Here is a 16,249-nt window from a genome sequence, read left to right as displayed (position 1 = left end):
CCGGATTATCACTTGTTTTAATAACATCCGTAATTGTTTCGTTATTGGTTGCGTACTCAAACCTATCGACAGGAGTAATTATTTTCGCAATTTGCTTTTGCATGATGTTTTACGCGTGAGCCAGAATGAAACATATTTTGTTGATTTCGGGAGCTGGTATTTTCATATTTCTAATTTTGGTTTCATCATTGCTGATAATGCATAAGTTCGAATCTGGAAATACCAGCAAGGAATTAGCTCAAACCGTTGATGTAAACACAAAACAATCGCGATTAAAACAAACAAACAGGGCAAGTACATGGCAGGGTAGAATTGTTAATTTCTTTACAGGAGAAGAAGATAAAGACAGCGATGCCAATTATCAGGCAAGACACTCGAAAATTGCTATCGCCAACGGCGGTATAACCGGAAAAATGCCCGGAAACTCATCGCAAAAAACATTTTTACCAAACTCTCATAGCGACTTCATTTATGCTATCATAGTCGAAGAGTACGGACTTATTGGTGGTATTGTTGTTTTGCTCATATACGTTATTTTCTTCTTCCGAGGAATATCCATCTCGATAAATGCTCCGGGTACATTCGGAGCGCTGTTGGCGTTTGGAATAACAATAAGTATCACAATACAAGCATTTGTCAATATATTGGTAGCCGTTGGATTGTTTCCCGTTACAGGTCAGAATTTACCGCTTATAAGCATGGGTGGTTCAAGCAATTGGTTTACATCTATAAGTATTGGTATGTTGCTTAGTATTAGTGCATTTGACGATAGAGAAAAAGAACTTAAAACCTTAAAAACCGACAATTAACATGGAAGCTATGAAAATATTAGTATGTTGCGGAGGTACGGGAGGACACATCTTTCCGGCTGTTGCTATTGCCGATGCACTCAAAAAGCTAAATCCCGATAATCAGATATTATTTGTTGGTGCCAACGGAAGAATGGAAATGGAAAAAGTACCTGCTTCGGGCTACGATATTAAAGGTATCGATATTGCAGGATTGCAACGTAAGTTCGATTTAAAAAACTTATCGCTTCCATTTAAAATCATAAAATCGCTTAAACAAGCCAAAAAAATAATTAAGGAATTCAAACCGGATTTTGCCGTTGGAACAGGCGGTTATGCTTCGGCTCCGACTATTTATATGGCTGCAAAATTAAATATTCCGGTTCTAATACAAGAACAAAACTCTTATCCTGGTGTTGCAAACAAAATTTTGGCAAAAAGAGCAAAAGCCATTTGTGTTGCATATCCCGATATGGAAAAATATTTTGGTAAAGATAAACTGCATCTTTTGGGAAATCCTATCAGAAGCAGCATTGAGTACTGTAATATTGACAGAAGTGAAGCTGTTTCGTTTTTCGGATTAAATCCGGAAATTAAAACTGTGCTTGTTGTAGGAGGCAGCTTAGGAGCTCGCACAATAAATCAAAGCATTGAAAAATACGTGCCAAGTTTTATCGAAAACAATATCCAATTGATTTGGCAGACAGGAAAGAGCTTTGAACAGAGGTCGAAAGAAATTGCAGAAAAACACAATAGCAAACTAATTCGTAATACCGTGTTTATTAAAGAGATGGATTATGCTTATTCAGCTGCCGATGTTGTTGTATCGCGTGCAGGTGCTTTAAGCATTTCGGAAATTTGCAGTTTGGGCAAACCTTCAATATTAGTGCCTTCGCCTAATGTTGCCGAAGACCACCAAACCAAAAATGCTGCTGTTCTTGTATCGCACAACGCTGCAGTTGCTGTTCCCGACGATAAAGCAATAGATGTTTTGTTTGACGAAATTCTGAAACTTGTAAACGATACGGACAAATTAAATCAATTAAGCAAAAACGTAAAACAACTTGCATATCCCGATTCGGCAAAAAAAATAGCTGAATTAATATATGATATAAAATAAACTTAGTAAGATGAACGACAATAACTTAAAACATATATACTTTATAGGAATAGGCGGAATAGGAATGAGCGCCTTGGCTCGCTATTTTGCCTTGAAAGGTTATGTCGTTTCGGGTTATGATTTAACACCTTCAAAACTTACTAACAATCTTATCGCCGAAGGCATTGACGTGCATTACGACGATAATCCCGAAAGAGTGCCTAACAATCCTGAATTGGTTATTTACACGCCGGCAATACCTAAGGATAATGCTGTGTTGAACTTCTGCCAGTCAAGTAATTACGATATGAAAAAACGAGCAGAAGTATTAGGAATTATTTCCGAAAAATATATAACTATTGCTTGTGCAGGTACTCACGGCAAAACCACAACTTCGTGTATGTTGATGCATTTGCTCAATAATTCAAAACTCGGTTGTAATGCGATTTTAGGAGGAATTTCCAACAACTTAAAATCAAACTTTTTGTTTAATTCCAATTCCGCATACTTGGTAACCGAAGCCGACGAATATGACCGCTCGTTTTTGAAACTCAATCCGACTTACGCCGTTGTTTCAAGCGTTCAGCCCGATCATTTGGACATATACGATACAGCCGAGAACTTAAAGTTGACGTATTCCGAATTTACACTTAAAATTAAGGATAAGGGATTTTTGTTCCACAAAAAAGATAATCAGCTGCGCAATTTGAACAAAAATATAAGTGTTGTGCAGTATTCGGCAGACGATGTAGCCGAAGCGTATTCTCACAATATCAGAGTTGAAAACGGTCGTTTTCATTTCGATTTTTCTGCACCGAACGTAGAAATTAAAGATTTGGCATTGCAAATGCCGGGCAGACATAACGTTGAAAATGCCACTGCTGCTTTGGCTGTAACAAGTTTGTTGGGAGCAAGTCCTGACGAATTAAAACAAGCTATATCGACTTTCAAAGGAGTAGAACGCCGTTTCGACATAACTTATATAAACGATAATTGCGTATTCATTGACGATTACGCTCATCATCCGCAGGAGATAGATGCTTGCGTAAAAGCTGCAAAGGAATTGTTCCCCGACAAAAAAATAACGGGAATCTTCCAGCCACACTTGTACACTCGTACTAGGGACTTTATGGACGAATTTGCAAACAGCCTTTCAAACTTGGATAAACTTGTGCTAATGCCCATTTATCCGGCTCGCGAAAAGCCTATTGAAGGCGTGAGTTCAGAGGCTTTATTGCAAAAAGTTGATTTGAATGAGAAATATGTTTTATCAGCAAATGAACTATTAGATTGGATTAAAAACACCGACAACGAGGTGATTATTACCATAGGAGCAGGAAATATTGCCAATGTTGTTAAACCGATTATTGAAATTTTAAAAAGCAAATAAATAAAACAATGAAGATTTTAATAAAAATACTATTAATAATTCTTTGGATAGCCGTCGTTGGCGGTTGTGTTGTTTTATTTATTTTGGCTAAAAATCAGCATAGCACTCGAAATTGCAAAAACTTGAGCGTAAAAATTGAGTACGACAATTCACCCGAATTTATTTCACAACAAGAGGTGATATCGCTTATTGAAAAGAAATTCGGTAAAATAGATAAGCAAAACGTCGATTCAATAAAATTAGACAACATAAAAAAACTTGTCGACAGCAATCCTTACGTAAAATATTCCGATATAAAAGTAACGGTCGAGGGCAATGTTGAGGTATTTATACGACAAGAAGAACCCTTATTCCAATACGTTACCCAAACTAACAATTGGAAAATTGTAACGCGTAGCGGTAAAGTTATTCCGCTCAAAGCGCAAAAACCTTTCAGCAGCTTTGTTGTATCCGGCGATATCAACGATATTTTGTTGGATAATGAAAACATATTCAGCGTGTACGAATCGGGCAATCAAGTTGACAAATCGATAAGCGGCATAATTTCGTGCTATAGTATTGCCGATTTTGTTTCAAAAGATGAAGTGTTAAAATCCTTGATAGAACAAGTAATTCTTAAACCGAACAACGAGATGTCGCTTGTAACCAAGGTTGGAAACCATATTGTTGAATTTGGCGATACCACCAATACGATGAACAAATTCGCAAGACTCAAAGTGTTTTACCAAAAAGCGTTACCATCAATAGGGTGGGATAAATACGAAGTAATAAATTTAAATTTCGATAATCAAATAGTATGTAATTAATAATATATAAAGCAATGGAAAAAGAGAACCCCGAAATAATAATTGGCTTAGATATAGGAACAACAAAGATAGCTGTAGTAGTTGGTGCTAAAAATCCTAACGGTAAATTAGACATTTACGGATATTCAAAGGTTAGTTCCATAGGATTGACAAGAGGCGAAGTGCTTAATCAGTTAGACACCATCGATTCTATAAAAAAGGGTCTAGCCGAAGCAAGCAATATCTCCAACGTTGATATTCGTACTGTAAACATAGGAATTGCCGGACAGCACATCAGAAGTTTTCAGCACGTAGCTACAACTATACGTCCCAATCCTTCCGAATTGATAAGCGAAAACGAGATAGAAGTTTTTATTAAAAGCATTTACAACTTGCCTATGGAGCCCGGATACGAAATAATTGTGGTTATGCCCCAACACTACACAATTGACGAAAATTCCGATATTTTGCGTCCTGTTGGCATTCAGGGTCACCAAATTACAGGATATTTTCACGTAGTAATAGGCAAAACCGCAGCTACCAATAATATCAGGAAATGTGTAGAGGCATCGGGTTGTGTAATTCAAAATTTGTTTATGCAGCCACATGCGTCATCGGCAGCAGTCCTTACCGATCAAGAGAAAGAAGCCGGAGTTGTTTTGGTTGATATTGGCGGTGGTACAACCGACATAGCCATTTTTAAAAACGGAGCCATAGCGCATACATCTGTAATACCTTTTGCGGGAAGCAGCATAACAAACGATGTTGCCTACGGTTGTCAAGTTGTTAACGATACTGCCGAGAGGTTAAAAGTAAAGTATGGGTCGGCTATTTGCGACGAAATAAGCAATAATGTTGTTATTGGAATTGAAGGAATAAACGGAGGTCCTGGCAAAGAAATAACCCAAAAAGCGTTGGCTGAAATAATAAGTGCCAGAGCAAAAGAAATATTTATAGATGTAAAAGCCGCTATTGAGCAATCGGGTTTGGAAAATGAACTTTTGGCAGGAATTGTGATAACCGGCGGAGGCTCTTTGTTGGCTAATATTTGCCATTTATCGCAGTTTGTAACCGGACTGAACTCTCGAATAGGCTATCCGAGTGCTTATTTGGCTTCCGACAACGATAAGGATATTAATAATCCAATGTATTCGACGGCGATTGGGCTTATTTTGTTAGCATCAAAAGATAAAAGCGGCGGTTCCGATGCAGAAGAAGCCGATGATGAAAATGATGACGAAAAAACAAAATCCCGTAAAAAACCGTCGTTAACGAAAACTGTAATGGATTTCTTTGGGAAACACAATAAATATTAAAATCAAGGTAATAATCAGTAATAAATAATAAGGAAATGGAAAACATGTTAAACTTCGAAAGACCAGATGAACTAAGTCCTATAATTAAAGTGTTTGGAGTAGGCGGTGGCGGCGGCAATGCTGCAAATTACTTGTTTACACAAGGCGTTAAGGGCGTTGATGTATTTATTTGCGATACCGATGCACAAGCATTGTACAGGAGTCCTGTGCCTAATAAAATTTCGTTAGGACAAACAGGTAGGGGAGCCGGAATGAATCCGGTTAACGGTCGTGAGGCAGCCATTTTAGCATCCGATAAAATCAGAGAAAAGTTAAAAGAAAACACTTGTATGTTGTTCATTACAGCAGGAATGGGCGGTGGTACAGGTACGGGAGCTTCTCCGGTTATTGCCCAAATAGCTAAGGAATTAGGAATACTTACCATTGCTATAGTTACAAAGCCTTTTGCAGTTGAAGGAAGAAGAAAAGACCTTCAGGCACAGGAAGGTCTTGCCGAACTGATTAAGCATGTAGATTCGTACATAGTTATTGATAACGACAAAATACTAAATCTCGACGAAGATGTGGAAATGCGAGTACACTACAATCAGGCTGATAGTATTTTGGCAACAGCAGCCAAGAGTATTGCCGAATTAATATCTATTCCGGGCGAACAAAACCTAGATTTCGAAGATGTTAAAGCTATAATGCAAGATGGGGGCAAAGCCCTTATGGGTTCGGGAGTTGCTACGGGACCCGATCGCGCAAGAGAAGCTTTAGATGAGGCTATTAGAGTTACCTTGCTACAGTACGATAACATTTCGGGAGCCGATAATGTTATGGTTAGCGTTACCACAGGCAAGAAAGGTATTACACTAAGGGAACAAAAATATATTACCAATAAAATTATTGAAATTACCAACAGAGAAGAAAACCTATTGTGGGGCAGTATATACGACGACACTCTCGACGATGAGATGAAAATAACCGTTGTGGTTGTAGGTTTCGACAAACCGCCAATTACACGCGTTATACTTGATGGCGAAAAAACTAATGTTAGCAAAGAGAGCAGCAATGTTGTTCCAAGCAATACAATTAAAAAGCCTAAAACAGTTGTACTTACATCAGACGAAGAGCAAAACCGTCCGCAGGAACAAATTGCTAAACCCAAACCTAAAATCGGAAATTTATTTACTGAAAGAACCCAATCGGAACCTATTGTTGTCAACAATCAGAATCTAAAGACAAATTACAGTAAACCAAGGTACAGTGACAATAATCAGGATAGTATTAATAGCAGAAGTGCTGAAAAAGAAACGGTAAAACCTGCAATTAATGTAGAACCTAAAGTAAATATTACAAACAACAATGTACCCGAAGATAACGTAACTTTAAATACTGTTGCAGAAATAGATAGCGCCGAATCTTATGGTAAAACCGAAGATGTTAGTACTAATGATAAGATAAACAATGCCAACGTGTTTGAATTTGTGATTGGAGATTACAAATCTGAGGAAGAAGAAAATTTAAACGCAGACGAAGAAATCGTTGATGAAACTGAAAACAGCGTTGTTGAATTTGAAATTAAAAATGTGAGCAGCTCATCTGAAGTGAAAATGTTCGATACTCAAGCTGTTGAAAACGATGGACATATAAAAGCTAAACCGGACGAAAATCTAAAAACTCCCAAAAGCTTAGATGCAGAAAGAAGAGCTAAGTTAAGAAAATTCAGTGCTCAGTTCGATAAGCCACAGGTTTCCATTCAAAGTATGGAAAAAGTTCCTGCATATATTCGTCAAGGTATTAGCCTGTCTGATGAACGCTATAGCAGAGACGATTCATCGGATTACGAAATAAGAAAGGACAATAATAATTCTAACGTTTTAAGGCGTAACAATAGCTTTTTAGATGATAATGTAGATTAACGATTAAAAACCTATAAAATGAAATTAGAAGAATTGATAAACAACGATATGAAAGAGTGCATGCTCAATAAAGACATGCGAAAGTTAGAAGCATTACGAGCAATAAAGGCAGCTCTTTTGTTGGAAAAAACAGGTAAAGATGTCAACTTTGCCGAAGTTCCCGAGACTCTTGAAATACAACTGTTGCAGCGTTTGGTTAAGCAGCGCCGCGAGAGTGCAGCAATATATATTGAACAAAATCGTGAAGACCTTGCAGAAGAGGAGATTTATCAGGCAGGAATAATCGAAAAATATTTGCCCGAACAACTTTCGGAAGAAGAAGTGCAAGAAATTGTAAAGCAAGTAATTGAAGAAGTTGGTGCTACTTCTATGAAAGATATGGGAAAAGTTATGGGAATTGTTACAAAAAAAATTGCAGGCAAAGCCGACAACAAAATGATATCAAATATCGTCAAAAGTCTGCTGTCGTAGCGTTTTCAATTAGCAATGTTGCGTGTTGCGTGGTTCGTGTTGCGTGGTTCGAGGGAGTTCTGAGTTCCGAGTATCGAGTTCCGAGTTGTCAAACTCTCAAACTCCTGACTCATAACTCGAAACTCATAACTTCTAATTTCGGTCGATGAGTTCAATATTTTCGGTCGCTGAGTGCAGAAGACGTATCGAAGCGCCGAAGCCCGAAGTGCCGAAAATCTAGCCAGTTCCAAGTCATAATTAACCCACTTATCACTCACCACTGACCTCTGCTGTCGTAAAGTTTTCAATTAGCAATGATATGGGTTGCGTGTTGCGTGTTGCGGGATTCTGGCAATTATCAATTAACAATTAGCAATTATCAATTATCAATTGGTAACTGCTCATTGTTCATTGCTCATTGCTCATTGCTCATTGCTCATTGCTCATTGCACATTGAACCACCCATAGCCAACAGCCAACAGCCAAAAGCCAAAAGCTAATGGCTAAGTTAACTACAAAAAGTTGCGTAGCACCGTACCAATTGTGTTTTATAGCTAAAAAATTCCTCTCATAAATTGGTAGCTTAAAAATAAATTTTAGGCAAACAGTATCAGTATTTTAGAAAAATATTATCTTTGCAGGCTCAATTAAAAATTTTGAAGCTACCGGAGCTGAGAAATTTGCACAAATAAATTAAGTTTAACCGACTGTTCCGGGGGTCACAATAAAAAAAATATGGTAGAAGAAACCAACACCACTCCTGCTCAGGGAGAACAAACACCAGAACCCGAAGTAAATAACACATCTAATCAGGAAATAACCCAAACTCCGCAAGAAACAAAGCCGGAAACTGTTGTTTTGGAAGAAGCACCGGTCGAGGTTGTAGCAGAAAAACCTGCACCCAAAGCAAAACCGGAGTTAAAACCAACGGAAAGAGCTCCGCTTGCAGTTCCCACCGAAGAGTTTGATTGGGATATCGAGAACAAAGATGTAGATGATTATAAACCTGAAGAAAGACAAAAGTTAGAAAGCATTTACGACGAAACTCTTAGCTCAATCAGCGATCACGAGGTAATTGACGGAACTATTGTAGGAATTAACTCACGCGAAGTTGTTGTAAACATAGGTTTCAAATCCGACGGAGTTATTCCCGTATCGGAAGTCAGATACAATCCTTCGTACAAGGTTGGCGACACAATTGAGGTTTATGTCGAAAATCAAGAAGATGCCGGCGGACAACTATTACTATCTCACAAAAAAGCTCGTATGCTACGCAGTTGGGAAAGAGTTAACGAAGCATATGATAACCAAGAAATTATCAACGGTTTTGTTAAAAGTCGTACCAAAGGCGGCTTAATAGTCGATGTGTTCGGAATTGAATCATTCTTACCGGGTTCGCAAATCGATGTTAAACAAATACGCGACTACGACCAATACGTCAACAAAGTGATGGAACTTAAAGTGGTTAAAATCAACCACGAGTACAAAAACGTTGTTGTTTCGCACAGAGCCTTGATAGAAGACGAATTGGAAGCTCAAAAAGCTGAAATTATTTCTAAACTAGAAAAAGGACAAGTATTAGAAGGTGTTGTTAAAAACATTACTTCCTACGGCGTATTCATCGATTTAGGCGGTGTTGACGGTTTAATCCACATTACCGACCTTTCGTGGGGCAGAATTAATCATCCTGAAGAAATTGTTCAGTTAGATCAAAAAATCAACGTTGTTATACTTGATTTCGACGACAACAAAAAACGCATTGCTCTGGGTTTGAAACAACTTACACCACATCCATGGGATTCGCTAAGCGAAGATGTTAAAGTTGGCGATAGAATTAAATGTAAAGTTGTTGTACTTACCGATTACGGCGCATTTGTAGAAATTGCACCGGGAGTTGAAGGTTTGATACACGTTTCGGAAATGTCGTGGAGTCAGCACTTGCGTACAGCTCAAGACTTTATGAACGTTGGCGACGAAGTTGAAGCTATTGTTCTAACACTTGACCGCGAAGAACGCAAAATGTCTCTCGGCGTTAAACAACTTATCCCCGATCCATGGGAAAATATTGAACAAAGGTATCCTATCAATTCCAGACACAAGGCTACAGTTAGAAACTTCACCAATTGCGGTATTTTTGTAGAGTTGGAAGAAGGCGTCGACGGACTTATTCACATCAGCGACCTTTCTTGGAGCAAGAAAATTAAACACCCAGCCGAATTTACTAAACTTGGCGAAGAAATAGATGTTGTTGTTCTTGACCTTGACATTGAAAACAGAAGACTAAGCTTAGGACACAAACAATTGGAAGAAAATCCATGGGACGTATTCGAAACCATATTTTCTGTAGGAAGTGTTCATAAAGGAACTGTACTGAATATTAATGACAAAGGAGCTACTGTTGCTTTACCGTACGGTGTAGAAGGATTTGCTCCTAACAAACACATTTTCAAAGAAAATAATACCAAATTAGTAGCTGAAGAAAGTGCTGACTTTAAAGTAATTGAATTTTCAAAAGAAGGAAAGAAAATAGTTCTTTCGCACAGCAAAGTATTCAGAGACCTTCAAGATCAACAAAAAGAGCATGCAGATAAAGAAGCTGAAAAAGGCAAAAAAGCTACAAAGCAAGCTGTTAAAAAGTTGAAAGATAATTTGGAAAAAACAACTTTGGGCGATATTGATGTGTTGGCTGATTTAAAAGCTAAGTTGGAAGAAAAGGAAGCTAAACCCAAAAAAGCAACAAAGAAAGCAGCTAAGGAAGAAGTTGAAAAACCTGCTGATGAAGTAGTGGAAGAAAAACCAAAAAAAACTACAACTAGAAAGGCAGAAAAGGAAGTAGCTGAAGCTGGTGATGAAGCTAAGGAAGAAGCAAAAGTCGAAGAAAAGGCAGCAAAGAAAGCCAAAGCTGAAGAAAAAGACGAAGCTAAAGCCGAAGAAAAAGCTGCAAAGAAAACTAAAAAAGCTGAAGAAAAAGAAGCTAAGGCTGACGATGAAGTAAAGGAAGAAGAAAAGCCGGATGCTGAATAAAACTTCAGATCTATTACACAAAAATAGGCTGTCTTTTTTCGAGATAGCCTATTTTTTTATCATAAAATTAAGGTGAAGTTATTATCGTTTCACCACTTTAAAATCGCTTGTGCCTATTGTTGTGTTTAGCCTTAGTACATATATGCCACTATTTAAATGTGACACATCGACTGTAATATCAGTGGTAGTTAAGTTTGTTTTATTAAGCATCATTTTGCCAAAAACATCATAAAGTTCAATGCTTTTTATTTGGCTATCGGTATTAATGTATAGAATATCGCTAACAGGATTTGGATAAATGTTGGTTTCGGTAAAATCATTTATGCTAATGCTAGTTTCGCATTCGTAAGTACCTGTAGTGGCTGGTATGTTTGCAGAGTTAGAACCAAAACGTACACTCCAACTTCTTTCTATGGCGTTTTGACTATTAGTAGCCATTACCGTTGCATAGTTTGAAGATGAGGCGTCGTAAATGGGGAAAATCCACCCACCGACGCCAACTAATATTATGGGCAGATCGCAGTATATTTGGTCTAAAGCCTGAGTGCTAAAACTGTTATCGTAACATGTCAAAGATCTTAGTTTTGTAAGTTTGCTTACATCCAGAGAAGTTAGGCTATTTTTCTGGCACTTCAGATTGTAAAGCGAAGTCAGATCATTAATATCTATAGATGTAAGAGAGTTGTCGTTACATGCCAAATTAGTCAACTCAGAAAGTCCGCCAACGTATAGTGACGTGAGATTATTTTTTTGACAATCTAATAATTTTATAGATGATAGCCCGCTTAGGTCTAACGTTGCAAGACTGTTGTCGTTACAAAGCAAAGATTCCAACCCGGTCAAATTACTAATATTCAAAGATGTTAGGTCGTTATTATTACATTTAATATTTTTCAAAAAGCTTAATCCGTTTATATCCAAAGACGTCAGACTGTTGTATGAGCAGTCTAATTGTTCTAATGCAGTAAGTTCGTTCACGTCTAGCGATGCAATATTATTGTACGAGCAGTCTAAATATTTAAGTGCAACAAGTTTGCTTACGTCCAATGATGTGAAATTATTGTATCTGCATATTAAAACCTTTAGTGAAGTAAGTCCGCTAAAATCAAAAGATGTAAAATCGTTATCGCTTAAATCTACTTCTTCCAATGCTACAGGACCTGCTAAATTTAAGGATGAGAGATTATTATTCTTACAATCGATAAACTTTAGACTTGTAGCTCCGCTAACGTTTAACGATGTAAGAATGTTGTCAGGACAACTTAAACTTTCCAAAGCCGTAGCACCGCTAACATCCAATGATGTAAGACTGTTGTTGCCACAAATTAAATCTTTTAGTGCCGCAGCATTACTAAGGTCTAGCGATGTGAGATTGTTGCCCAAGCAAAGCAACTCTGTCAGCAGAGTGTTGTTGAGAATGTCTAAACCTGCAAGGTTTTCGTAGTTATATCTACAGTCGAAACCTATTACATCACCATATACTATCATTGTAGTAGAGTCGGCGTAGTAGTTAAATTCTAAGCTGGGGTAATAGGGCCATTGTGTGCTTGCCATAATGGTAGTGTCGGTAGAACCGCTTATAATCCTAATAGGAGTGTTTGCTTCACCTGCAATAAAATCGATTCTCATTAAATTACCCGGCTGTACCGTCAATTCAATCCAGCGCGACATATTTTGTGCTGTTGCAATATTTGTATTAGCAAGTAAGGCTATTACTATAAGTGCCAAAATGTTTTTTACTTTTGTTTTCATACCTTAAATTTTTAGTTGTTATTAGTTTTTTAGTTTAAAATTTCATTCACAATTGTTTGATAATTATTAGTTTATCTTTAAGATGCAAATATAGTAATAGTTTATATATTTCAAAAAATATTATAATTGTTTGTAGCTTATAATTTCGTCAAACCATCTAACAATACTGTTGGTTATTTGTGTTTGGCTAAGTTCGTTAAACAGTTCGTGGTAAAGTTCGTTAAAAGCGTAAAGCGAAGCATTTTTGTTTGAATTTTTGAAGAAATCGAAAGTCGCATTAAAATCGGCAATTGGGTCGGCGGTAGAGTGTAGTAGTAGAGTAGGTGTAGCAAGCAGTTTAGCATTAGCAATAATTATTTTTCCCGACGTATCTATTAGTTTTGCCGTTTTGAGCGAAATTTTCCCGTGAACCTTAGGATCATTGTCGTATTTTTCAGCAAGTATTTTATCATGTGTGAGCATGCTACCTGTTATTCCTGTACTTTTTCGCCACCACGGAGCAACAGAAGTTGATATTTTAGTAAGCAGTTTTTTTATTCCACGTTTGCCGGTGGCAGCTCTTAAGTACGGACTGCTTGCAACAACACCTTTAACAATATCGGGTTTGTTTAAAACCAACGATAATGCGATGCTTGCCCCCATACCTTGCGAAAAAATAAATATAGGAGTATTTGCAAATTCTTCTTTAACCTTGGATATCAAAAAATTTACATCAGTAAGTGCTTCGTCAATGGTTTTAAATGAACCTCTTTTCCCTTTTGAGTTTCCGCTACCTCTTAGGTCGGGAGCGTAGAACAGATAACCGTTTTTGCAAAAAAATTCGCCAAGTTCATTGTATCTGCCCGAATGGTCGGAAATATCGTGAATTAAAAACACTATGCCTTTCGTTGCAACAGAAGGCAACAGCTTCATAACGTAAAACTTAAACTTGTTTTCGTTTTCAATGTAGAATCCAATTTTTTCCATAATTTATACTTTTTTATAAGTACAAATATAAATAAAACCTCAAAAAACATTACTTTTGCCGCCAAAAAAATGCCACCCTTTGAAGTAACCATAATAGGAAGTAGTTCGGCAACACCTATACACAACCGTATGCCTTCTTCGCAGTGCGTTAAATACAACAACGAATGTTTTTTGTTCGATTGCGGCGAAGGTACACAAATAACACTAAGAAAACTAAAAATATCTTTCAATAAAATTAATAATATATTCATTAGTCATTTGCACGGCGATCATTATTTCGGTTTGGTCGGATTACTATCCTCTATGCATTTGATGGGGCGAACCAATCCGATTACTGTTTACGCTCCGCCACAACTTAAAGATATTATAAAAATTCAGTTTGCGGCTTCCGAAACTGTTCTAACCTACGAAATTAACTTTGTAGATACCAACGTTTCAGGAGTCAACACTTTGTACGAAAACAAGAGAATTGTAATTAAAAGTTTTCCTGTAAAGCACAGTATTCCCACAACGGGTTTTATTATTTTGGAAAAACCCAGCAAAAGACGACTCAAGAAAAACGTTGTTCAAACTATGCAAATACCTATTTCTGAAATTGGCAACATAAAAAATGGGAAAGATATTGTTTTGAACGGAAAGCTTATTAAAAACGAAGATATTACATTAAATCCAAAACTTCCTCGCAGCTACGCATATAGCGCCGACACTATGTATTGCGAAGATATAATTCCTGTGATTAGCAATGTTAGTTTATTGTATCACGAAACTACTTTTGCGCGCGAATTAGACGAAGCTGCAAAAAGCAAATTCCATTCAACCACCATTGATGCTGCAACTATTGCTCTTAAAGCAAATGTAAAACAATTACTTATAGGACATTTTTCGGCAAGGTACGAAACCGAAGATTTGGAACACCTTTTAAAGGAAGCTAAAACGGTTTTTGAAAATACGGTTTTGGCAATTGATGGACAGACACACGTTATTGAACATTAGTACGTGGTACGGGTTACGTGGTTCGGGTTGCGTGTTGCGTGGTTCGGGTTACGTGGTGCATAGTGCAGGGGGGTTGAGTATTTTAACTCCTAACTCAGAACTCAGAACTTCGGTCTTCTGTCTTCTGTCTTCCGACTCCTGACTCCTAACTCCTAACTCCTAACTCAGAACTAACTCACCATTCACCACTCACCACTCACCACTCACCACTCACCACCCATCACCCACCACCATTCACTAAAAATTATACGCCTTCAGCTGATTAATAAACAAAGTGGCAGGTTTGTATTGGTATCCTTGAAGAGTAGCGTATCTGAAATTTCTTTCAAAAACTAAATTTGGAGTTTCAATTGTAATAAATTCTTTTTCAAAAAGTTCTTTTTCTATAGAACCCTTTGATAAGAATGCAATTCCGTTGAAGTGGGGCAAAAATCTTTTTATTGATTCAGTGTCGCCTAATCTGATAGCAACGTTAAGTTTGTCAACTTCAACGCCTTTGCTTGAAAGCTCGCTGTATATTACTTGCAGTGTACCCGAACCTTTTTCTCTTAATAACATCGGGGCAGTTTGCAGTTGGTTTATGGTAAGACTGTGTTTTTTTGCGTACAATGAATTTTTGCTACAAACAACAAGTAATCTGTCGCGAAAGAAGTTGTTGTATGCCAATCCCGATTTCGACGATTGATTTTCGACCAAAGCAATATCAATTTCGTTTTTTGTAAGAAGGCTTTCCATGTAGGCAGTATTACCCGCGATAACCGAAAGTTTAATTTCGGGATATTGTTTGCTAAATTCGATTAAAAATTTCGGCAAAAAGTATTGCGAAATGGTAGTGCTGGCACCTATACGTAAAACACCGGAAAAAGCCTGAGACAATCTGCCTAACTCAAACTCCATAACTTCGTATCGTTTTTTTATTTGTTTCAAATGCTGAAAAACGATTTCTCCGGCTTGTGTGAGCGAAATAACATTGTTTTTTCGGTCGAAAAGTTTTGCATTGAGCGAAGACTCCAATTCCTGTATGTGTTTGCTGACTGCAGGTTGAGAAATAAATAATGATTCAGCAGCTCTGGAAAAACTAAGTTGCTGTGCTACTTCTAAAAAAACTAAATCTCTGTAATCCATAAACTTATAAATTAAACATTAAATCTGACGTGAATAATATCTCCGTCGTTAACTACGTAATTTTTGCCTTCAACGTAAAGCTTTCCGGCTTCACGACAGGCATGTTCTGATTTTAGAGTTATAAAATCTTCGTACTTCATAACTTCGGCTCTAATGAAACCTCTTTCCAAGTCGCTATGAATAACACCGGCAGCTTGCGGTGCTGTGGTACCCTTTTTTATAGTCCAAGCTCTAATTTCTTTAGGACCGGCTGTAAAAAAGGATTGCAAGTCTAAAATGTTGTAAGCAGCTCTGACCAAACGATTTACGCCAGGTTCCGTAAGACCGGCATCGTTTAAAAACTCTTTTCTATCTTCGGGGTCGTCTAACATTGCAATATCAGCCTCAAGGTCGGCGGCTATAATAAGCACTTCGGCATTTTCGGCTTTAGCTAATTCAACAATGCTATCGGAATAGCTGTTGCCGTTTTTTGCACTGTCGGAATCGACATTACACACGTATATAACAGGTTTAGATGTTATGAGCATAATATCGGCAACGGCTTTCTTCTCTTCATCGCTAAGGTCTATTGTTCGGGCAGGCATGAAGTTTTCAAGGTGGTCTTTGTATTTTACAAGCGTTTCAATAGTATGTTTGGCTTCTTTGTTACCGACTTTA

At 37.5% G+C, this 16,249-nt stretch carries 12 protein-coding genes and 1 pseudogene; 9 read left to right on the top strand and 4 right to left on the bottom strand.

Annotated features, from left to right (window positions below; translation table 11 throughout):
- Positions 1-125 precede the first annotated feature (125 nt).
- The 8 genes and pseudogenes from PHP31_08605 (at position 126) to rpsA (ending at position 10,450) form a co-directional block, all read left to right on the top strand.
- Entirely contained in the window at positions 126-809 is a 684-nt protein-coding gene (locus tag PHP31_08605) for an FtsW/RodA/SpoVE family cell cycle protein (GenBank protein MDD3739335.1), read from the top strand.
- A gap of 1 nt (position 810) precedes the next feature.
- On the top strand, positions 811-1,908 hold the full coding sequence (gene murG, locus PHP31_08600) for an undecaprenyldiphospho-muramoylpentapeptide beta-N-acetylglucosaminyltransferase (GenBank protein MDD3739334.1): 1,098 nt from the start codon (positions 811-813) through the stop codon (positions 1,906-1,908).
- Positions 1,909-1,918: 10 nt separating this feature from the next.
- Positions 1,919-3,277: a UDP-N-acetylmuramate--L-alanine ligase gene (gene murC / locus PHP31_08595; protein MDD3739333.1), complete on the top strand. Its 1,359-nt coding sequence runs from the start codon at positions 1,919-1,921 to the stop codon at positions 3,275-3,277.
- Positions 3,278-3,285: 8 nt separating this feature from the next.
- Positions 3,286-4,083 (top strand): hypothetical protein, encoded by a 798-nt coding sequence (locus PHP31_08590; protein MDD3739332.1) that lies wholly within the window; start codon positions 3,286-3,288, stop codon positions 4,081-4,083.
- A gap of 14 nt (positions 4,084-4,097) precedes the next feature.
- Complete coding sequence (ftsA, locus tag PHP31_08585) at positions 4,098-5,378, top strand: cell division protein FtsA (protein MDD3739331.1); 1,281 nt, start codon at positions 4,098-4,100, stop codon at positions 5,376-5,378.
- Positions 5,379-5,413: 35 nt separating this feature from the next.
- A complete protein-coding gene (ftsZ, locus tag PHP31_08580) occupies positions 5,414-7,282 on the top strand; it encodes a cell division protein FtsZ (protein MDD3739330.1) in 1,869 nt (622 codons plus the stop codon).
- 18 nt (positions 7,283-7,300) lie between these two features.
- The gene (locus PHP31_08575; protein ID MDD3739329.1) at positions 7,301-7,753 is read left to right on the top strand and encodes a GatB/YqeY domain-containing protein; all 453 of its coding nucleotides are present in this window, start codon (positions 7,301-7,303) and stop codon (positions 7,751-7,753) included.
- A gap of 795 nt (positions 7,754-8,548) precedes the next feature.
- Positions 8,549-10,450: pseudogene (rpsA, locus tag PHP31_08570) on the top strand (30S ribosomal protein S1).
- A gap of 387 nt (positions 10,451-10,837) precedes the next feature.
- Here rpsA and PHP31_08565 read toward each other — a convergent pair.
- Positions 10,838-12,508 carry a leucine-rich repeat domain-containing protein gene (locus tag PHP31_08565; GenBank protein MDD3739328.1) on the bottom strand — a complete coding sequence of 557 codons (1,671 nt, stop codon included), beginning with the start codon at positions 12,506-12,508 and terminating at the stop codon, positions 10,838-10,840.
- Positions 12,509-12,628: 120 nt separating this feature from the next.
- Positions 12,629-13,474: a lysophospholipase gene (locus PHP31_08560; protein ID MDD3739327.1), complete on the bottom strand. Its 846-nt coding sequence runs from the start codon at positions 13,472-13,474 to the stop codon at positions 12,629-12,631.
- Between the two features lie 69 nt (positions 13,475-13,543).
- Here PHP31_08560 and PHP31_08555 point away from each other — a divergent pair, with 69 nt between their 5' ends.
- The gene (locus tag PHP31_08555) at positions 13,544-14,467 is read left to right on the top strand and encodes a ribonuclease Z (GenBank protein MDD3739326.1); all 924 of its coding nucleotides are present in this window, start codon (positions 13,544-13,546) and stop codon (positions 14,465-14,467) included.
- Between the two features lie 237 nt (positions 14,468-14,704).
- Here PHP31_08555 and PHP31_08550 read toward each other — a convergent pair whose 3' ends face one another.
- Positions 14,705-15,592 (bottom strand): LysR family transcriptional regulator, encoded by an 888-nt coding sequence (locus PHP31_08550; GenBank protein MDD3739325.1) that lies wholly within the window; start codon positions 15,590-15,592, stop codon positions 14,705-14,707.
- Positions 15,593-15,603: 11 nt separating this feature from the next.
- The coding region (locus PHP31_08545; protein MDD3739324.1) for a DUF933 domain-containing protein at positions 15,604-16,249 on the bottom strand (646 nt) is incomplete at its 5' end.

Source organism: Lentimicrobiaceae bacterium (assembly GCA_028697555.1).
GTDB lineage: Bacteria > Bacteroidota > Bacteroidia > Bacteroidales > UBA4417 > UBA4417.
Note: the sequence above shows the minus strand (reverse complement) of the source record. Positions and strands in the feature narration are given on the sequence as shown.

What these genes read in the sequence shown, in the direction of transcription:
- PHP31_08605 (MDD3739335.1), top strand. Translation starts at nt 126, where the DNA reads ATGAAACATATTTTGTTGATTTCGGGAGCTGGTATTTTCATATTTCTA.
- murG (MDD3739334.1), top strand. Translation starts at nt 811, where the DNA reads ATGGAAGCTATGAAAATATTAGTATGTTGCGGAGGTACGGGAGGACAC.
- murC (MDD3739333.1), top strand. Translation starts at nt 1,919, where the DNA reads ATGAACGACAATAACTTAAAACATATATACTTTATAGGAATAGGCGGA.
- PHP31_08590 (MDD3739332.1), top strand. Translation starts at nt 3,286, where the DNA reads ATGAAGATTTTAATAAAAATACTATTAATAATTCTTTGGATAGCCGTC.
- ftsA (MDD3739331.1), top strand. Translation starts at nt 4,098, where the DNA reads ATGGAAAAAGAGAACCCCGAAATAATAATTGGCTTAGATATAGGAACA.
- ftsZ (MDD3739330.1), top strand. Translation starts at nt 5,414, where the DNA reads ATGGAAAACATGTTAAACTTCGAAAGACCAGATGAACTAAGTCCTATA.
- PHP31_08575 (MDD3739329.1), top strand. Translation starts at nt 7,301, where the DNA reads ATGAAATTAGAAGAATTGATAAACAACGATATGAAAGAGTGCATGCTC.
- PHP31_08565 (MDD3739328.1), bottom strand. Translation starts at nt 12,508, where the DNA reads ATGAAAACAAAAGTAAAAAACATTTTGGCACTTATAGTAATAGCCTTA.
- PHP31_08560 (MDD3739327.1), bottom strand. Translation starts at nt 13,474, where the DNA reads ATGGAAAAAATTGGATTCTACATTGAAAACGAAAACAAGTTTAAGTTT.
- PHP31_08555 (MDD3739326.1), top strand. Translation starts at nt 13,544, where the DNA reads ATGCCACCCTTTGAAGTAACCATAATAGGAAGTAGTTCGGCAACACCT.
- PHP31_08550 (MDD3739325.1), bottom strand. Translation starts at nt 15,592, where the DNA reads ATGGATTACAGAGATTTAGTTTTTTTAGAAGTAGCACAGCAACTTAGT.